An 18,790-nucleotide genomic window follows, 5' to 3' on the forward strand; every position below is an offset into this window, starting at 1 on the left:
ACGAGAGATGAGCATCCGCGTCGGCCATGCAGCGGCCGGACGTATAGGCCACCACAGGGCACTGGCCACCGCTCACGCAGTCGTCGATCTTGTGAGGTAGCAAGATCGCGTCTGGATGCCAGGAGCCAGACGACCTCGATGGGTTGCATTCGATGCCCCGATCCGACATCGAGGATTGCCGGATACCGAGCTAATCCCTGCGACGAAAGGGCCGCCGGAGGCGGTCATACCAATGAGAGCGGGTGTAGTCAGGACATTGGCATAGGCTGCACTCTTGACCTCGGCGGTAGTGCTTATGCGCGGTGAGCGGATGCCCGCACCGCCAACACACTTCAGACATCACCGACACTCCATGAACTATCCGTGGCCCCACGCCAACGATAGTGTATGAGAGTTGTGGCGTGTCATCCGTGGAATGGACATGAGATTAAACGTCTCGTCTTTTCGGACGCCGAATCGGCCCGTTGTTGACTATCGTTAGTCGCATGGCGAAGCGAACTGTCGTGCAGTATTACGACGACTTGGACGGCAGTCCAATCGATATCGATGATCTCCACACCGTTGAATGGGCATGGCTCGGCGTGGACTACGTGATCGACACCGGCACAACTAATTTGGAGAGGATCGAAGCGGGTGAGGTGTCTGTAGCAACTCTGTTGTCGAAGTCGACTCGGGTCGGTGGTCGCAGACGGTCCACAGCACCCAAGTATCGCCGCTCTAACGCTGCATCGGCCGCCACTGAAGTAGACGGGTCGGTTACTGCGGTGCGCGGATGGGCACGCGAGCAGGGGTATGACATTGGTATCCGGGGCCGAATTCCGAAGGAGATCATGGACGCCTACTACGACGCGAGCACGTAGAACCTGCAAGACCTAACACAGGAAGTTGCAGGAAGCAGCGAAGCTGCAGATCAGGGGGCGCGGTTACCCTGGATACTCATAGACTGTCCCAGTGACAGAACCAGGCGCGGCGAAAACGCCGGTTGCCTCAGGTGACATGGCCAACCAGAACCTGACAGCAAATTTCGTTGCCGTTGTTGCAGCAGGGGCCGTAACAGGAGTCCTCGGCTTAGTTTTCTGGGCCGCTGCCGGCAGGCTGTATCCGGCTAACGAACTGGGTGCGGCGTCGGCTCTGATCAACACAGCTGTCATGTTGGCCACGCTCTCGAGTAGTTCGGTGGGAGCCCTCTACGAGCGTTTTCTACCCCTGGCCTATGGTCGTAGCCGCAGCGTCATTCGCGTCGGTCAGCTAGCCGTAGCAGTGTTTTCGGTAGGTGCCGCTGCTCTCATTCTTGTTGTAGGTCCTACCGCTAAATTACTCACAGGCGGCACCGAAGTCGTCGCGTTTCTCGTTTTTTGTGTGGTGACTACGGCGTTCGCGCTCCAGGACCACATCGTCACCGGGCTGCAAGTTGCCCGTTGGAGCGCATACAAGAACGTTTTTCACTCGGTGAGCAAGCTAGTGATACTCATCTGCTTCGCAGTGTTTTCTACAAGCACCTGGGCAATCGTCGGGTCATGGTGGATCCCTGCTGTTGTCGGGCTCGCAGCTCTGTCGATAGTTGTCCGCCGCCGCATCACGCAGACCGTGGATTTGCAGCGGGCAGCGGAACTTCCCGGCTCGCGCGAGCTGTGGTCTTATTTTGCCGGATCGGTCGGGATTCTCGCCGTCGGCACGGCTGTGCCGCTGGTTGTCCCGTTGCTGGTCGTCGCTCAGTTCGGGGTGTCAGAGAACGCCTACTTTGCTGTGGCATGGTCGATGGTCAGCGCGGGAGTCATCGTTCTGCACATGCTGATCGGGCCGTTTGTCGCTGAAGCGGCGAGCGCAGAGCCGGCCAAGCAGCTAGCGCTACTCAAGCGTTTCTCGCTCCTGTTGGGCGCAGCGGCTTGTCTGGGAGCCGTGGGTCTCGCGGCCGCCGGGCCGTTCATTCTCGGGGTGGTCGGCGACGACTACCGCTCGAACGGTGCGGTCCTGCTCTATTACGCTGCTGCAGTTTTGCCCTTGACTTCGATCTACATCATCTACCAAGCGTTTGCGCGGGCTACCCGACGACTACGACTTGCTGTCGCGATACAAACCTTGAACGCAGCCATCATCCTCGGCGGCATCTCTCTGAGCACGAGCGGAGAGGGTTTGGCCGAGGTGGGCCGATGGTTCCTGGCAGGCGAGCTCGTATCTGCCGTCCTCTCACTCGCCGCCCTGGCCGTCGGCGTCAACAGGACCCGCGCGCAAAACGTGAAGTCCGCAAACTAGCGACGACTTACTAGCTGCCGCCTTGTAAAAAAGCGGTAAATGAACACCCTTGTTTGACCAAAGGCCATCCCTGCCGCCCTCAAATGTTTCAAACTGATCTTCAGCGTCAGTAACCAGACAGTGCTAAACATAGAACTGTCCGTTTTTGAGATCGCAGAAGACAGAGGCCGCGCCATGATTCGACGTCTGTTAGTCAGGGTCAGTAGTTTGCTCGTCGTGGTCGCATTGGCAGCGGCGGTGCTTGCGTGGAGCGCGCAAGATTCGCCTGCGAGTGCCGCGACCTGCACGGCCAGCGCCGGAACGACGGCCGCGCCCCGGGGAAACATCACAGCCTGGCCGGGATGGCGCCAGATCTTTGTCGATGACTTCAACCGGTGCGACCTGGGGTCAGCGTGGGGTAAGTACTCCGGCCAGCCAGGAGGCAATCCGAACAGCTGGTGGGATCCTTCGCAAGTAAGTGTCGGTGATGGCAAGCTGCGACTGGGATCGACCTTGCAGAACGGACGCTGGCTCACCGGCGGTGTCTCCAACCACACTGTGTTCCAGCAGTACGGCAAGTGGGAAATGAGATTCCGTGTCGACAAGAGCGATGAGGTCAGCTTCCACCTCCTGCTTTGGCCCAAGAACGAGGTCTGGCCACCAGAAATCGACTTCCTCGAAAGCGTCGACGGCACGCGGGCCACCGCTTCGGCCGCGGTGCACTATCGCAACGCCAATGGCAGCCAAGGTCGAGTGATGCAAGGCATCAATGGCGATTTCAGCCGGTGGAATGTGGTCGGTGTCGAGTGGGGTCCAGGCATCGTACGGATGACCATGAACGGGAAGATCTGGAGCGAGTGGTCCGATGCTCGGGTGCCGGCGACGCCAATGTGGCTCGGCGTGCAGCTCGAGGCCGGTGCGTGTCAGCGGATCGCCGAGTGGAATTTGGGCACTACGTGCCCGCGAGCTGGCACACCCAGCAACGCTGCCATGGAAGTGGACTGGGTCACCGTGTACGCCCCCGGCTGGTGACCATAGGTGGCGGCGACAATAGCGGACTAGATGGCGTTCGAGAATATTCGATAGGCGGTCAATAGTCCTGCGCCGCCAGCACCACCAGCAGCAGCACAAAAAGCAGCTTAGCCACCGGGTCTCGCCCGAATCTGCCTTCATGGGGCACGCTGACTTCCCGCCACACCATCATGGCCACGAAGAGCACTCCGGCGATGCCGAACAGCACGTGGCTGCCGTAGATGCGGATGCCCCAGGCCACTCCAGCGAACAGGTTCAAGATCCACGATTCGAAAGCGGCAAACATCTAGGCCACCTCGATCGATGGCACGTTAGGCCGCTTGAGGACGACAATTCCGTTGCCGCGGTACATAATTGTAAACTCTCCGCTGTCCAACAGTTGTTTAATTTCGTTGTCTAAGCGTGAGCCGGGGTAGCCGTATTGGTACATCAAAGCCGCCCGTGTTTGGTCCGACGTGAACACGTAATCAGGGTTCTCGTCGAGAGTGCAACCGACCAGGTCATCGAGGCACTCCAGCGATCCCACTCGGCTGATGTCGACCTCGGTGAACAGGCGTGGTCCAACTACGGTGGGCGATGGGCCCCACGCCATGATGGTGGTGTCGGTGGGCGCTCGTTGCAAAAGGTGCGAGCCGATCCTCTCTTGCGCCTTGCGGGTGTATTCGAATGACGTATTGAGCCCGCGATTGGCAGTCAGCACGAGCGACAGCAACACGAGCACCGCGGTGGCACCAGTAGCCACTGCGCCGTATCGCAGACGTGACGGTTGGGGGCGGGAGGAGTCCGGCGTCGGTGCGCCACCAGCGTTGAAAGGCTGGTAGGCGAAGGTCCTTGATCGCCGCTGGCCAATCAGTTTTCTGTGTAGGCGTGCGATCGCGCAGGCGGCCAGAGGTGCCAGGAAAGGTGAGGACAGGACGAAGCATCGGATGATGACCTCGCCGCCGTAACTTTGAACGAGTACTAACCCGCCCGGGCACGCGGCGAGCAGGCCGATAAGTAACCATCCTCGCTGACGGCGGATCATGATCCATCCGGCTACGGCCACGATTGCGAGAACTCCAGAGGTGAGCAACCGCAGATACTGCATGTTCTGGTAGGAGGGATCAGCGCCCAGGCGGTCAGCAACTCCCCCACCCACAGCGCTCTGCACCTGTCCGACATCGCCCAGTAGGTAGTGGATGTGGCCGATCCAATAATCCGATGCGCCGAAGCTGAACCACGCGGCGAACAGCACCAGCGCAACCAGCCACAATGATCGGTAGCGAGTTGCTCCGAGTACGGAGAAGATCAACAACGATGCGATTGTCACTATGGGTGTGAGTTGGTGTGCCACAACCATGGCCGCTAGAACCACGACGAGGACGGCTTCGACGGCTAGTGTCCATCCCGGCCCACGGGCCCAGACCCGTCCAGGGGTTCGACGCACGACAGTGAGAAAACGGGCCCGGCTGGGCGCGCGGTGTCGTGAGATACGACGGGTGGGAAGCCTGCTGGCTTTGTACTGCCACAGCAGGAGGGCAACGATTGAGGTGTACATGAACGTCGCTGTGGCCTGCGGTGCGAAATAGTCTTGCTGGTACCAGTTGAAGTAGCTGTAGATCAGGACCCCGAGCCAGGCGATCTTCGGTCGGGGACTGATAAATCGCCCGATCAACAAAAGCGGCGCGATCATGGTCAGCTCGTTGACCACCGGCGCCCACATCAAGAACGGATCTGCAGTGGCGAATCCGGCGGCTTCAACCATTTGACCGGCGCCGGCGAAGAACCCGGCCCAGCTAAAGCGTGCGTCCGAGGGCGGCGGGAGTTGCCCTGCGGTGGTCAGTATCTCAATCAGACCACGATGGACAAAGGCGGTGGGGAATGACGCAGCGTTAGATGCCAGGGCCGTGAGCATTGAGGTGATCACGACGACTCCGGCCACGACGACCAATGCCAGGGGAACGTCGATCGCTGTGCTGGTAAGTAGCCGTACAACTGCAATGTTGATCAGCAGCAGCGCGATGACGTAGTACGGGCCGACGTGGGTGATGATGCCGGTAGCATCGGCTGCCTCGAGGTCAAAGGATCGGACGGCCAGAGCAAAAAGACAAAACTTGCCCCGGCAACGACAAGCCACGGGAGACGCAGTTTCCATGATTCCCAAGATCCTCGGGGTATCCGCATCGCTGGGCCCCGGGGGCCGGAGATCGTGAGTAGCCCTGCCAAAGCCAAAAGCAGGGCGGCGACGGCGACGGTCAGCTGCACGGGGATGGGGTGCCACCACGACAGGACAATTTGTGTTTGCCCGGTGAGAATTGTGGTTGCCAATGACAGTGGGCCGGCCACCACAGTAGTGAGGGCTACACCGGGTAGACGCAGCATCGCTGCGATGGGCAGGCCTGGCAGCGTGTAGGTTGCCGCGACGATGATGATCGCGCGCACCGGTGCGGGGAGCAGTGCCTGTTCGCCGGCGGCGGAAAGCAGTGTGACGCCGATGGTGCACAGTGCGACCACGAGGGAAAGCCACAACGCTCGACGAGTCAACGGCGACGCACCGCGACGACGCGGTTCAGTTTGTGGCTGGGTCGGGGGTTGGGAAACCCAGATCGGGGATGTCACGACGTCACTATGCACGTGGGGCGCCCCGACGTTTACGGATCACCGTGGCGATCGAGGACTGCGCGTAGGCGGCTGGGCCTGCGATGTAGCCACGAAGTTCGGTCCATACCAACGACCGGGGCATGGACTCTGGGCGGTGGGCGTTGCGGTCAGAATCGTTGTGTAGCAGGTATCGACCGCCTGCGGGGATGCGTTGGAGGACAGGGATTAGGGCTCCTGTGACAGCTAATTTTGTTAGTACTGCTGACATTCCGACCCCATAGCCGAACATTTGGTCGCTCAACGCTTGCATATCGGGCCGATGGTGGTGACCAACAACAGCTTTCGGCTGGTAGATGATGGTGCAACCGGCTTCCAGAATGCGTCGGAACATGTCGAGGTCTTCACCGCCACGGGTTGGCGTGCCGGCGCCCAGTACTTCGTCAAAGCCGCCGACGAGGTCGATGGCGGTCCGATGGAGACAGACGTTGTTGCCGCTGCCGACTTCGCCACAGGTGTACGGAAAGAACACACTGCTGTCGGGGGCCTGGCCGAGGGTTCCGGCCAGAGGACTCGTGCCGGTGGTCCACACCAGTGGTGTCTCCCCTTTGTCGAACACGCCGGCCTTCTCGAACCACTGCTGTTCGATGGTGTCCATGTCGATGCCAATTACTCGCCCGGTGACAGCGTGCACCGTGTTGGTGTGATCTGCGACGAAGGTGGCCATCAGAGCGCCAATCCAGTCCGGCATCGGGTTGGCGTCATCATCGGTGAAGGCGATGAGTGTCCCGCGGGCATGGGCGATGCCGGCATTGCGTGCTGCAGACACCCCTTTGGTGGGTTGGGCGACGATGGTCAGTCGTTCATCGCGGACATTCTGGAGGACCTTCTGGACGCGGCCGGTGTGAGGGCTGTTGTCGACCACGATCACCTCGAGGGGACTGTAATCCTGTGACAGTAGGGCTCGAACAGTGTCGGCCAGAGTGTCGCGGCCAATAGAGGGGATGACGGCCGACACCAGCTCGCCCTCGCGAACGGCAGTCCGGGTGGGGGCGAGGGTCGTGGTGCCGTCGGAACGGCGACGACTGGAACGGGGCGTCTGCAGGAGCCGGCCACTGATCATGCCCCAGGCGGTAACAAGGAGCCCCGCGAACAGCATGACGAGGCGGCTGGGAGCTGCTGCGTCTCCCCGTCCCGTGGCGGCAATGCCAGCAGCTACGGCTCGGGTCAGCGTGTGCAACACGTACGCCTTCTCTGACGACAGACTTGCTTCGGTTCCTGCGATCCCAGCCAGTACCGCTTTGGATCTGCCTTCGTGGAGGCATCTGCTGGTGAAATACTTACGGGTTTGGCGGCTACGGGGAACAAAGTGATCGACGGCGAAGTCGACGTCACGCACGATGGTCGCCCCGGCTATCTCGCGTCGGATGGCGATTCCCATGGCGGTTTCCTCGCACCCGGCGGGCAACGTTCCTACCCGTCCGAGTTCGCTGTCGAACCCGCCGGCGCGCAGCAACGACTGTCGACGGCAGGCCATGGCTGCTCCGATGGGATTACGAATGGCGGCGCCGTGGTCAGGCAGGCCGGTGTAGTCGCAACCCACTACCCACCCGAACTCCGGAGGGAACCATGGTGGTGCCGTTCCGCCCTCCCACGTTGGGTGGACGGCCCCACCGATTGCATGCACGTTCGGTGCTTGGAACCGCGATCGAAGCGCCTCGAGTGAGCCGCTACGACAGACCGCGTCGTCGTCGATGAAAATGACGATGTCCTTTGTTGATGCCGCTACCCCGGTGTTGCGTGCACCCGATAGTCCTTGGGCGTGGTCGTTTGGCACGACGCGAAGCTGTTCGGAAACTAGCGGGGTGATCTGCTCGAACAGCTCATCATTGTGATCGATGACCACAATGAGGTCGTCGGAGTCGTGGAGTTGGGTTCGTGCGCTGGTGATGGCCGCAGTCAGCTGCTCCAGTCGATCCAGTGTGTAGGCGCACACGACAACAGAAATCGACACAGGGGCCGTCATTGAGATCCTTTAACTGCTTTTTGATAGAGCAGGGCGAACGCGTCAGCACGTTGCTGTATGCGATAAGTCTTTTCGGTCGCCACGCGCGCATTGTTACTGAGTCGCTCGGCGACTGGTCGGTCAGTCACCAGGATTCGTAGGGCGTTGGCGAAAGAATCGGCATCGTCAGTTCTCGCTATAAGCCCGGTTTCATTATGGCGAACAAACTCGGGCAATCCTCCACTGTCGCTGGCAATTACGGGGCAGCCACTCGCTTGGGCCTCCAGGGCAATCAGACCAAAGGGCTCATCGACTGACGGTACGAGCACAGCATCTACAGAGTTGAGCAGTCGTGAGACATCGGTCACATGATCGAGAAAGGTGTGTGCAGAACCGAGGCGCTGTTGCGCTAGTTGGCGCATCTGTTGTTGGTAGCCGCCGGAATCCTCCCCTGGCGCACCGACGAGCGCTAGGTGCACGTCCAGGTCTGCGTGCCGCAACTGGGCCACCGCTTCAATCGCGGTGTGCAGACCTTTGTTCGGATCTTGTCTGCCAATCACCGCGCACAGAAAACGGGTGGGATTGCCGTCGCTGAGTAGGTGGCGCACGTCGTGATCATGGCGCGGTGATGGATGGAACCGTTCCCCGTCGACCCCTTGATGGATGACAGAAGTCCGTCTTTGGGCCGTGGAGGTCAACTGTCCCTTCACTGCATGACTGACGGCGACGCTGTGTGTCGCCGTCGACACGGCCGCGCTCACCGCGTGCCGGCCGGGACCTTCTGGGACTAGGTCATGAAGCTCGAGAACGACCGGTGTGCGGGTGAGCCGGCCCGCTATGGCGGCATCGATGTGGCTGAAGAGCCAGTTGGAATGGATGACATCAAAATCTCGGGCTGCGCGTCCGATGGCTCGTACGGACGCCGCCGTTCGAGGTACTTGGCCGGCGATCTGTCGCACCGGTAGGTATCCGGATTCCCCGCTGGGCCGAAATCCCGACCGCGGAGCCATCTCCAGGGGCAAGTACCACAATCCGGCTTTGGTCCACCACTGCTGCAGAGCAGTATCAGGGGGGCCAGCCAACGTCACGTGGATGTTCATTGCCTTGAGTGGCAGGGCGAGATTGCGGAGGCTGTGGTCAGTGCCCACTGGTTTCTCCGACAATGTCAACGCAAGAACATCTAGCAACAAAGACTCCGTGTTCGGCGATCGCAGGACCGGATTGTGGGCGATTGAAAGTGATCCTGCGCACGCGGCAGCCCTTGTGCCGCGTCGTGGCCAACATAGCAATACACTCCATCTCGCACCTGATGGCCGATTCAGTGTGTGAAAGTTCTCCGTTGACCTGCGCCCCGTTGCGCCGACTCTAAGGGTGTTTACCCATGGCCGATCGCACGCCATCTACGACTTATCGCGTTTCAAATCTCGATGTTGCGCGCGCTGGATCATGGACTCTGTCCGCATATGGGCCCGTTGAGTTCGGTGGGCGAGAGGGGCTGATTGCGGCCTTGGAAACGTTGTCGCGCAGCGGCCCCCAGGGCCGCGTCGGGTTGGTCGCTGACCCAGCGACGACGAAATGGCGCTTTGATCCTCAGCGGTTGCTTCGCTCAGTTACCGAGATTGATCCAGTAAGTGATGAGGACTTGTCCGCCACCATGACGCGGCTGATCGCTGAGCGGGACACATCTTTGCCGATCTGGGTCACCATTGCCGGTGATCGGCTGTTCGTGTTCCTTGAGCATGGACTGGGCGACGGCCGGTTGACGTTGGACCTGAGCCTTGCGTTGACAGATGCCACTCGTACCGGCGTCATACCCGCTTGGCAGCAGCGGCCGCCGGCTCGGGCGCGCGCGCTACCTCAAGCTCTGTTGGGAGCGATTAAGGCCAACCCGCGGCTGCCTCTGGAGACAACGAAGAAGTCCCCCGTCGAGCAGTCGCAGCCGGCGACGGTCCCGTGGACGCCCGCCCCGACTGCCGCCTATGCGCGTGGCACCGCTGACACGCTCGCGGAATTGGCGGCGTGGAAAAAATCGAACAACTTGAAGACGTCGACGGCCGCTTTGTTGATGGCGGCTAAAGTGCGCGCGTTGCGTGAAGTCGGTCTTGACCCGTATCGAACGGTGCACATTCTGTTTGATGGCCGGCGGTACCTACCGCAGGAGGCCCACGTCCTGTCGAACTTCGCTGCGGGTTTGGAAGTGCCCCTAGACAATCCGGGCGATCCACTGCAGTTGGCAGCTGCTATGCGATCGGTAGCGGCGCAAGGCAGACCTGCTGCGAACCTAGCGGTCACTGCAGCCAAGGTGGCCATGAGTCGCCGCCTAACCCGGTCACAGAACGCTCATGCTGGTCAGTTGCACGCACCGGCATCTCCTCGTCCGAAGATGGCGTTCACTGACATGGGTAGCGCACCACAGCTCGAAGCTATTGGGTGGACGACCACCGATCCCACACAGCGGCAGTACTGCGCCATGGTTGACTCCCCCACACCTGAGGCAGTGACCTTCACCAGCGGTCGACTGACCGGTGGGGCCACCGACACAGCATGCTTTCACCACAACGTGTTCTCTGCCGACTTGATTCAGAAGGCAATGACGAACGCTGTCTCTGACCCGGTACGACTGCTGTCAGCCAAGGATCTTTAAGGATGTCCGCACCCCGCCATCTACACCCAGGGACGCCACCACCCCGGATACCGGGTGCAACGCGTGTGGCCGCCATCTTATGGATATCGATGCTTCAGGTCTTCGTTGTCGAGACGATCGTGATCGCCGGGTGGCGTGGAAGATATTCGCGGAGCGGGCAGTTCATCAGTGAACTTGGAACCGGTCAGTGCAGTGCACTGGCCGGTTGTGTGAACTTGTCGTGGCTGATGAACGCGTCGATCGCTGTGGCTGGGCTGTCGTTGGCGGTGGGCGCGATCTGTTGGGCGCGAAGCGGTGCACTCGATGCCGTATTGGCAGCTCTTCTGGTTGTTGGTGCTGCTGGCTTGGTCGGATTGGCGTTTTTGCCTTTGGACTCACATGTCGTGCTTCATTCGCTGGCTGCGAACATCTTCTTTGCCTCCACGCCAGTGACGTTGGTGATCGCGAGCGCTCGCGTGGTGCGTCAAACCCGACCCTCACCCGCCGGCATCGTGGCCTTACTGTTTGGGCTCATCGCCAGCTCAAGTTGGGTGGTCCACGCCTCAGGTCTGGCCGAAACCAACCTCGACGACGCTCGTGGTCTTGTGCAGCGGTTCCTGGTGTATTCGACTCTGCTGAGCATCGTGGCGTTGGCGTGCGCCCTGTACGGCGCGGCCCGGCAGGCACAGCCCCGTATTGCATCGCCCCCCAGCGTGTACTCAGGTCAGCGTTGGCCCACGGAGCAGGCGCCACAACGGAATGATCAGGAGCGTCGCTGACACGGCTTCACCAGCGAGGTATGCATAGCCTGCGCCGGCAATGCCCAGGTCGGCGACCAGAATGAACGCGCCGCCAATGGCGCCGAGTGCCGCCAGGACTCTGCCGACGATCGCGAGACCGAGTCGCTGGCGCAACCGAGCCAAAGCGGCATAAAAGATGTTGATCGCCATAAACGGCAACGTAGCCGCACCCAAAACCAGCAGTGTCATGCCCTGCGAGCGGTAGTCCTGGCCGAGGTAGCTCAGGAGGAATGGTCCAACCACCACGAGCGCCGCGGCTCCGCCGACGGTGATCACCAGGATCAACGTCGCAAAGGTGCGAATGAGTTTGGGCGCGTTCGTAAAATCGGTGGCCACCTCAGCCACGAACGGGCCAATGAGCATGGCCATCAAGATGAAGATCGCGCCCACCATGGCCCAGGTCACCGCGAAGTACGCGTTCGCTTCTGTATCGAGCAGAGCGACGATCGCCAGCGGAACGACGGTGGGTGCCAGCGAGTTCAGAGCCACCAATACGTACGAGGACACGAAGTAACGCGCCAGCTCAGGTCGCGAGGGAAGCTGTCCGATCGCCGGTGACGAGACGGTGGCCGGTTTTCCCGCACGCCGATACAGCATAGTCAAAAGCACAGCTACGGCGACCGCCGCCGGAACCATCCACGACAATACGATGGTGTCCGATTGAGTCACCCCGAGTATGCCCAGGACGCTGACCATCACCAACTTCGCGGTGGCGTGCGAGATGTTCTTCGCCGCCGCCCACCTTCCCACGCCCAATGCGTTCGCCAACTGATCAGACAGGCTGAAGTAGCCCAGGACAAGTACCCACAGCGCGACCGCGGCGATCTGCCAGGCTGAGGTCAGCACGCCTCCGATGAGATACAGACCGGCACCCAATACCACCCCGACAGCCAACGCTGACAGACTGGCGGTAGCGAACCCACCCACCGCGTAGGTTCTACGGCGGTCGCCGGTCAATGGCAAAAACCGCTCAAACATCGCGCCGATTGACAGGTTCGACAGCGCAGAACCCGCCACGCACGAGGTGATAACTGCCGATGCTGCCCCTACAACTGTCGGTTCGAACAGCTTCGCGATGGCTGCCCAGAAAATCAGGCCGAGAGCGGCATTGGCGAGTGCGGCAACCACCAGGGATACCGAGTTGATTGCCAGATTGCGTGAACCACCGGGCGGCCGCAGTTCGTCAGCGCTACGAGTTGGCGGCGCACTCGCCGGATAGGGCAACTTCGGTGCAGCAAAGTCGCTGTTGTTGTCCTCAAGCCGGCGATGGCGGCCGCCGGCATCGGCGGGTCTAGGTGTCACTCCGCGCCAAACGTAAAGCGTCGTCCCAGCTGCCGGCGAATGTGACTGGCGCCCCCAACGGTTCGAGCCATGTGTGGTGGTAGGCGCGCAACTTGCCGATGGCGTTGTCGACCGCGATGACGCGCCGACCGATGTGCAATCCCAGAATCATCGCGTGTAGGCGGTCGGTCACGATCGTCTGTCCTTTAGCCAGGTAGGCCACCCCGCGAGACACTCGGCGTTGTGCGATGCGGGTATATACCGCAGGGGGAACGTGGCTAAAGACCGATCGTCCGGCCGGCACCCGGTAGGTAGCCGATCGTGCGCTCCATGCCAGCCGTTGCAGGCGGTCATCGCGTAGCCAGTCGCGGTTGCCTTGAAGACCAGTCGCTTGCGCGGGAGGGGCTTCGCGGTCTGTTCGCCGCAGGATCTGCACAGCTTTGACTGGGGGCGGAGCTGTAAGAGGGGCGATGCAGTGTGCGATGTCGGGCAACAGAATCGCCGCGGGGTCGAGGTCTCGCATTCGCTTGAGGCTGAACTCATCGCGCACGGCAGTGGCAAGGCGGCCGGGCGCTCTGCACGCCTGCCGGAGCTCGTCCTTGGCTGCGTCGCTTACAAAATGCACCGATTGTGGTGCCTGCACGACTGTTCGGTTTGCGCTTGCCTGTAGGCCGGCGAGCCGTGCTTGATGGTGATTGCTGTACAGGCCGCCGAAGTTCCCGCCGCCCTGAATGGCGACCGTTGCGTCAGGAAACCGCCTCAACGTTGGCTCGATGACTGCCAGGGTGCACGCGGCGGTGGGAACAACGGCAGCGATCTCGATTCCTAGCTCTTGCATCACTTGAACTTGCCCCAGCCATATCGCAGAGTCGCCAACGTTGGAGTGATCGGAAAAATCTATCCACACACTTGACTCGGCGTCACCGAACATGTGCCCGAGACCGGTGACAACCTGCTTACGTAACTCCGCAGTGAACGCGGCGCCTTGGGCCCCCTCGGCCATTGATTGATTCCCTTCATCGGAAATGTTCAGTATCAAATCAATTCGGCTGATTTGCCCTGCACATCTGGTGGAACGTCGGTGGGTGTCAGCCTATTGTTACTTCGCCTGGCACAAGAGTTATGACCGTGAAGATCATCTGTGCCATCGTCGGGTTCAGATCTGATCTTTACGGTCAGATCCTTAGTGCCGGAGTAGCTTTGCAGCTGGCCCTCGTGGTCCACGTTGCGGCGCAATCGAATACGTGCCGACTGGGGGTGAGGACACCCAGGCGAGACGTTTCGCGTGCTTCCTGAGTAGTGCAAAGAGATGAACGGTCCACTTCGTGTGGACAAGGCACTTTTCGCAGGTGACAATCTAACTCGTAATTGTCGACTGCCATCTCGAACAGTGATATGGGTCACAGTCGGGAGTTTTCCCCGAAAGAGGTAACGCCATACGGCGCCCGCACGATACGCCCTTCGTCTAGTACCGATGGATTGCTTTTACCCCGTAGGGGATTCGTCAACGTAGACAGTGACAACGCCCGTCACACCACCACCCACCAAGCTCGTCCCGCGTTGGCGGCCGCGTTCTAGGCATGCCCACGAACAGTAGAGAAAGATACTCATGGGCACATCAGCCAATGACCGCAAAGTCGTCAGCCTCCCGTTGAACACGACGAAAACCCCTCGAATCACCGTCATCATCCCAGCCGCGAACGGAGTCGCGAACTGTTTCACGGAAGGCTGGATGCCGGCATAGATGAGGATTTGCCTCCGCTCGCCGCGCGATTCCATATTAATCACGACAAATGTCATGTTCGAGTTGTTGATCATTCCAATATCAAAAAAAACTTTTTTTTCCAGCACTGCCACAACACAGCAAGACAGACGATGTTAGTCACCATTTGAATGTTTAGAGATTTTTCAGTGAGAAAGAGAAATGAAAACAGCCAAAGAAAAGAATTTTACAGTGGTTTGAGAACACCTGGGGGTGTGAATTATTAATTAAAAAACATGCATATATTAGAAATTTTAAGTTTGAATGTTGATGTCAGAATATTTCAAAACTGTATCTATTATTTATCTGCAGCAGGAGGAGACGTGTATTTTGTGTGATGCTAATATGGGATGTTTTGAACAGCAAATTCAGTTGCTAATGGCACCAGTTGGGTGATGGATGAGATTTGAAACTTGATTATCAAGTCAAGTTAAAGAAAAAAGTGTTGGGTTTTTATATTTTAAAGTAAGAATATTACGCCACAGCCTGGACCATGATAATAAAAAAAAAACATGAAGGTTATAGAATTTTCAATGTTATAGTTCATTTTAAATTGGGTTTTTTACCATTTTGTTAGCGAAAGCGCATAATACGTAAGTGGGACGCGTTAGCTTTCATTTGTATATCAAAAGCATAGCTGAGGCTGCTGCAGATATTGCGGATGAGCTCCAGTTCGTTGAACGCTGTTACCAGGCTTCAACATGGAAAAGAGCATTGAGGCCTTAACGCCCTGCCGCGACAGTCACCAGAAAGCTTGCTGTTGGTGTTGTGAATACCAGTAACTTATCATCAGTGGAAACAGGAAAGAGTTGCAGAGGGGCGCGCGCAACACGGCAAAACACCTTGCTGGAGTCCTGGGAGCGAAATGGCGCCATGCTATGAAGCGCGAGTGTTTCAGGTGCTGCTCCCGCTGTACATAAGCTATGACTTGTCCTCCTTATACATACACGATGTGTGATCCGCTCCTCAACGAACTCGATGACGCCGGCCACGGCTTGCTTGTCAAAGAGCTTGACGCCAGAATCGCCAACCTGTCACGAGCGACCATCAACACCGCCCTCTCGCGTCTCCAGGACCTGGGCTTGGTCAGAAAAACCTCGGTCGGTTACCGGGCGCGGTGGACACGCACACTTCACCAGCAGAACGCGCCCTACTAGGAGCCTGACCACACCCGCCGTGCCGTTCGCCCAGGCGAGCGGCTCCCTGTCGCGCTGAGAGCCCGCCGATGGTTGGTGCCTGATGCCAATTCGGTGTCAATGCTGATGCCGTGCACGGACACTCATTAAAGAAGCGAACGCACCATGCTGAGTTCTACCCATTACAAGAGCAATCTCCGCGACCTCCAGTTCAACCTCTTCGAGATGTTGAAGCTCGATGAGGTCCTCGCGAGTGGTGAGTTCGGCGATCTCGATCGCGAGACCGCCATCGACATGCTGCGGGAGGTGAACAACCTCGCACAAGGCCCGCTGGCCGACTCGTTCACCGAGTCCGACCGCAACCCACCGGTCTTTGATCCCGAGACCCACTCGGTCACCGTTCCCGAGGCCTTCAAGAAGTCGTACAAGGCCCTGACCGACGGCGGCTGGGACAAGCTCGGCATCGACGAAGAACTCGGCGGCCTGCCGACCCCGCGGTCGCTGTACTGGGCCATCGGCGAACTGATCCTCGGCGCCAACCCGGCCACGTTCATGTACGCCGCCGGCGCCGGCTTCTCCAACATCTTCTACAACAACGGCACCGAAGAGCAGAAGAAGTGGGCTGCCATCAGCTCCGAGCGCGGCTGGGGCGCCACCATGGTGCTGACCGAGCCCGACGCCGGTTCCGATGTCGGCGCCGCCCGCACCAAGGCCGTCAAGCAGGACGATGGCACCTGGCACATCGACGGTGTGAAGCGCTTCATCACCTCCGCCGACCAGGACATGACCGAGAACATCATCCACCTGGTGCTGGCCCGCCCCGAGGGCGCACGGCCCGGCACTAAGGGACTCTCACTGTTCTTCGTGCCCAAGTTCCACTTCGACCACGAGACCGGCGAGCTGGGCGAGCGCAACGGCGTCTACGTCACCAACGTCGAGCACAAGATGGGCCTCAAGGTATCGGCCACCTGTGAGCTGACCTTCGGTCAGCACGGCGTCCCCGCCAAGGGCTGGCTCGTCGGCGAGGTGCACGACGGCATCGCGCAGATGTTCGACGTCATCGAGCACGCACGAATGATGGTCGGCACCAAGGCAATCGCGACTCTGTCCACCGGTTACCTGAACGCACTCGAATACGCCAAGGAGCGTATCCAGGGCGCCGACATGACCCAGATGACCGACAAGGCCGCACCGCGGGTGGCCATCACGCACCACCCTGATGTTCGCCGATCACTGATGCTGCAGAAGGCCTACTCCGAAGGCCTGCGCGCGGTGTACCTCTACACCGCATCGCACCAGGACGTGGTTGCCGCACAGCTCGTCTCGGGTGCCGACAAAGAGATGGCATTCCGCGTCAACGACCTCCTGCTGCCGATCGTCAAGGGCGTGGGCTCCGAGAAGGCATCCGAGCAGCTCATCGGATCGCTGCAGACCCTCGGTGGCTCCGGCTTCCTGCAGGACTACCCGATCGAGCAGTACATCCGCGACGCGAAGATCGACTCGCTCTACGAAGGCACCACCGCCATCCAGGCGCAGGACTTCTTCTTCCGCAAGATCATCCGCGACAAAGGCCAGGCACTGGCCCACGTCGCCGGACAGATCAGCTCGTTCATCGAGTCCGAAGCGGGTAACGGCCGGCTCAAGGCCGAGCGCGCTCTGCTCAAGACCGCACTCGACGACGTCCAGGGCATGGCCGCCACCCTCACGGGCTTCCTGATGGGAGCCCAGGAGCAGCCGACCGAGCTGTACAAGGTCGGACTGGGCAGCGTTCGCTTCCTCATGGCCGTCGGTGACCTCATGATCGGCTGGCTGCTGCTGCGCCAGGCCGAGGTCGCTCTCGCCGCACTCGACAACGGTGCATCCGAAGCAGACACCGCGTTCTACAACGGCAAGATCGGCGTCGCCAGCTTCTTCGCCAAGAACGTCCTGCCCGAACTGACCGCCGCACGCGGCATCATCGAGAACATCGACAACGACGTGATGGAGCTCGACGAAGCCTCCTTCTAGTCCGAAGCGTTGAAAAGAGTGGGCCGCACCGTCAGGGGGCGGCGAGATGCGTGGCAATTACACTATTCAGACAGCTGTGCAGCATCTAGCTGCGGGTTGAACATGCCCGCCGCTTGCATGTCCGCTAAGGCGACCATGTCCGGTGTATAGACCGCTACCCAGTCGATCAGAACCGCGGTGGCCTGGGGACGAAAGTCATCGGTGTCAGAACAGAGCGGCATCCCCCAATCACGTCTCCGCTCGCACGCGCCAGCCTCAGCCTGCATGCCCAACCACATCGGGACATCAGGAACCATGACCTCGGAATGCGCTTCGGCCCAGACCTGCCCGTCCAGCAGATATCGGATGATGTTCGGCCCCCACTCGACCCCCACGGTGTGCCATTGCGTGAAGTCGCCAGCAATGCCCGCGGTGTCTTTGGCATTCTGGCCCGCTGCATCTACCCAGTGGAGGAACGCCGACATCTTTGACCTTGTGGCACTGACACTTTCGGCGAAATCAATCTCTGGCGGCCACACTTCGTCCTTGGGCCAAAGCAGCATGTGGTATGAGATGTCAGCGCTCTGTTCGGCGCGCATCCGCACCTCCCACCGTCCATACTGTTGAGCAATCGGATGGTTCGACACGCCACCGGTCACCCACCCGTCATCGCTCTGCTCGGCGCGTAACTCAAGGACCCCGCCGGTCACTTGCACCATTGCCGGATCCCAATCGCTGTACGGGTTACCTCCGGGTTGACCGCTGTAGTCACCCCAGTAAGCGCCAAGCTCGCAGCGGTCGAAGTCATCGGTAAAGCGCAACACCCAGCCTGGCATACCTTCGGCGGGTACCGGCTGTCCACTTGGTTTCAAGTCTGAGCGACAGCTGGTCGAGACTGGCGGTGAGGGCTGTTGTGGCTCACCAGTACAGCTCACTAACCCAGTCGCCGAAAGAACGAGCGCAACTCCGTACCTCACCGCTGACGTGCCTTTCACGACTGCGGCTCAACGAGTCCGAGAGACTTTGAAGTCTCACAGCTGCCGACGGGAAGGTCCGACGCTCGATCACTGCACGCACAAGGCATAGCCCCAAGCTACCGTCCACTATTGAGTTCGAAGTGCCTGGGAAACTCCAACATATTAAAGACTGCGCGCGCGGCCATGTCACCACCGTGTAGCGCGTACGCTCGCCTAATGGCGGAATGCTGCAGCGACTGCGATCACTCGGACGTCGCCCACCTGCACTACCGGCGAGGGAGCGACTGTGCTCTGTGCCCGTGTTCTGGGTACGCGGCAAAACTCACCCCGGGTGTCACTCACCGCCTGATGCAGCATGCCGTGGCCGCTCTCCGAGTCG

The 18,790-nt window shown here is 60.0% G+C and carries 15 protein-coding genes; 7 read left to right on the forward strand and 8 right to left on the reverse strand.

Annotated features, from left to right (window positions below; all coding sequences use genetic code 11):
* The first annotated feature begins 485 nt into the window (after nt 1–485).
* From MVA47_RS00535 to MVA47_RS00545, 3 genes are all read left to right on the forward strand, one after another.
* Nucleotides 486–860: an Lsr2 family protein gene (locus MVA47_RS00535; protein WP_247206300.1), complete on the forward strand. Its 375-nt coding sequence runs from the start codon at nt 486–488 to the stop codon at nt 858–860.
* Between the two features lie 136 nt (nt 861–996).
* Nucleotides 997–2,253 carry a lipopolysaccharide biosynthesis protein gene (locus MVA47_RS00540; RefSeq protein WP_247206301.1) on the forward strand — a complete coding sequence of 419 codons (1,257 nt, stop codon included), beginning with the start codon at nt 997–999 and terminating at the stop codon, nt 2,251–2,253.
* Nucleotides 2,254–2,469: 216 nt separating this feature from the next.
* The gene (locus tag MVA47_RS00545; RefSeq protein WP_247206302.1) at nt 2,470–3,264 is read left to right on the forward strand and encodes a family 16 glycosylhydrolase; all 795 of its coding nucleotides are present in this window, start codon (nt 2,470–2,472) and stop codon (nt 3,262–3,264) included.
* A gap of 58 nt (nt 3,265–3,322) precedes the next feature.
* On the opposite strand, the gene MVA47_RS00550 is transcribed toward MVA47_RS00545, so the two are convergent.
* From MVA47_RS00550 to MVA47_RS00565, 4 genes are all read right to left on the reverse strand, one after another.
* Nucleotides 3,323–3,550, reverse strand: coding sequence for a hypothetical protein (locus MVA47_RS00550; RefSeq protein ID WP_247206303.1), 228 nt, complete (start codon nt 3,548–3,550; stop codon nt 3,323–3,325).
* Nucleotides 3,551–5,398: a serine/threonine protein kinase gene (locus MVA47_RS00555; protein WP_247206304.1), complete on the reverse strand. Its 1,848-nt coding sequence runs from the start codon at nt 5,396–5,398 to the stop codon at nt 3,551–3,553. It lies immediately after the preceding gene.
* 471 nt (nt 5,399–5,869) lie between these two features.
* Nucleotides 5,870–7,867, reverse strand: a complete 1,998-nt coding sequence (locus MVA47_RS00560) for a glycosyltransferase family 2 protein (RefSeq protein WP_247206305.1) — start codon at nt 7,865–7,867, stop codon at nt 5,870–5,872.
* Complete coding sequence (locus MVA47_RS00565) at nt 7,864–9,246, reverse strand: glycosyltransferase family 4 protein (RefSeq protein ID WP_281504542.1); 1,383 nt, start codon at nt 9,244–9,246, stop codon at nt 7,864–7,866. Before MVA47_RS00565 ends, MVA47_RS00560 begins: the two co-directional genes overlap by 4 nt.
* On the opposite strand from MVA47_RS00565, the gene MVA47_RS00570 reads away from it, so the two are divergent.
* Both MVA47_RS00570 and MVA47_RS00575 read left to right on the forward strand, forming a co-directional pair.
* Entirely contained in the window at nt 9,228–10,490 is a 1,263-nt protein-coding gene (locus MVA47_RS00570) for a hypothetical protein (protein ID WP_247206306.1), read from the forward strand. The two genes, MVA47_RS00565 and MVA47_RS00570, sit on opposite strands and share 19 nt — an antisense overlap.
* An 89-nt stretch (nt 10,491–10,579) precedes the next feature.
* On the forward strand, nt 10,580–11,248 hold the full coding sequence (locus tag MVA47_RS00575; protein WP_247206307.1) for a DUF998 domain-containing protein: 669 nt from the start codon (nt 10,580–10,582) through the stop codon (nt 11,246–11,248).
* On the opposite strand, the gene MVA47_RS00580 is transcribed toward MVA47_RS00575, so the two are convergent.
* From MVA47_RS00580 to MVA47_RS00590, 3 genes are all read right to left on the reverse strand, one after another.
* Nucleotides 11,189–12,397 (reverse strand): lipopolysaccharide biosynthesis protein, encoded by a 1,209-nt coding sequence (locus tag MVA47_RS00580; RefSeq protein WP_247206308.1) that lies wholly within the window; start codon nt 12,395–12,397, stop codon nt 11,189–11,191. The genes MVA47_RS00575 and MVA47_RS00580 overlap by 60 nt on opposite strands.
* A gap of 163 nt (nt 12,398–12,560) precedes the next feature.
* Nucleotides 12,561–13,553 carry a polysaccharide pyruvyl transferase family protein gene (locus tag MVA47_RS00585; protein WP_308280448.1) on the reverse strand — a complete coding sequence of 331 codons (993 nt, stop codon included), beginning with the start codon at nt 13,551–13,553 and terminating at the stop codon, nt 12,561–12,563.
* Nucleotides 13,554–14,035: 482 nt separating this feature from the next.
* Nucleotides 14,036–14,407 (reverse strand): hypothetical protein, encoded by a 372-nt coding sequence (locus MVA47_RS00590; protein ID WP_247206310.1) that lies wholly within the window; start codon nt 14,405–14,407, stop codon nt 14,036–14,038.
* 855 nt (nt 14,408–15,262) lie between these two features.
* Between MVA47_RS00590 and MVA47_RS00595 the strand changes: the two genes are divergently transcribed.
* On the forward strand, nt 15,263–15,469 hold the full coding sequence (locus MVA47_RS00595; RefSeq protein WP_247206311.1) for a helix-turn-helix domain-containing protein: 207 nt from the start codon (nt 15,263–15,265) through the stop codon (nt 15,467–15,469).
* Between the two features lie 144 nt (nt 15,470–15,613).
* Entirely contained in the window at nt 15,614–17,455 is a 1,842-nt protein-coding gene (locus MVA47_RS00600) for an acyl-CoA dehydrogenase (RefSeq protein ID WP_247206312.1), read from the forward strand.
* Between the two features lie 62 nt (nt 17,456–17,517).
* Here MVA47_RS00600 and MVA47_RS00605 read toward each other — a convergent pair whose 3' ends face one another.
* Entirely contained in the window at nt 17,518–18,270 is a 753-nt protein-coding gene (locus MVA47_RS00605; RefSeq protein WP_247206313.1) for a glycoside hydrolase family 16 protein, read from the reverse strand.
* Nucleotides 18,271–18,790: the final 520 nt, after the last annotated feature.

Origin of the sequence: Williamsia sp. DF01-3, assembly GCF_023051145.1 — a bacterium.
GTDB lineage: Bacteria > Actinomycetota > Actinomycetes > Mycobacteriales > Mycobacteriaceae > Williamsia.

Excerpts from the sequence above, each read along its gene's own strand:
- MVA47_RS00535 (WP_247206300.1), top strand. The coding sequence starts at position 486 with ATGGCGAAGCGAACTGTCGTGCAGTATTACGACGACTTGGACGGCAGT.
- MVA47_RS00540 (WP_247206301.1), top strand. The coding sequence starts at position 997 with ATGGCCAACCAGAACCTGACAGCAAATTTCGTTGCCGTTGTTGCAGCA.
- MVA47_RS00550 (WP_247206303.1), bottom strand. The coding sequence starts at position 3,550 with ATGTTTGCCGCTTTCGAATCGTGGATCTTGAACCTGTTCGCTGGAGTG.
- MVA47_RS00555 (WP_247206304.1), bottom strand. The coding sequence starts at position 5,398 with ATGGAAACTGCGTCTCCCGTGGCTTGTCGTTGCCGGGGCAAGTTTTGT.
- MVA47_RS00560 (WP_247206305.1), bottom strand. The coding sequence starts at position 7,867 with ATGACGGCCCCTGTGTCGATTTCTGTTGTCGTGTGCGCCTACACACTG.
- MVA47_RS00570 (WP_247206306.1), top strand. The coding sequence starts at position 9,228 with ATGGCCGATCGCACGCCATCTACGACTTATCGCGTTTCAAATCTCGAT.
- MVA47_RS00565 (WP_281504542.1), bottom strand. The coding sequence starts at position 9,246 with ATGGCGTGCGATCGGCCATGGGTAAACACCCTTAGAGTCGGCGCAACG.
- MVA47_RS00575 (WP_247206307.1), top strand. The coding sequence starts at position 10,580 with ATGCTTCAGGTCTTCGTTGTCGAGACGATCGTGATCGCCGGGTGGCGT.
- MVA47_RS00585 (WP_308280448.1), bottom strand. The coding sequence starts at position 13,553 with ATGGCCGAGGGGGCCCAAGGCGCCGCGTTCACTGCGGAGTTACGTAAG.
- MVA47_RS00595 (WP_247206311.1), top strand. The coding sequence starts at position 15,263 with ATGTGTGATCCGCTCCTCAACGAACTCGATGACGCCGGCCACGGCTTG.
- MVA47_RS00600 (WP_247206312.1), top strand. The coding sequence starts at position 15,614 with ATGCTGAGTTCTACCCATTACAAGAGCAATCTCCGCGACCTCCAGTTC.
- MVA47_RS00605 (WP_247206313.1), bottom strand. The coding sequence starts at position 18,270 with ATGCCAGGCTGGGTGTTGCGCTTTACCGATGACTTCGACCGCTGCGAG.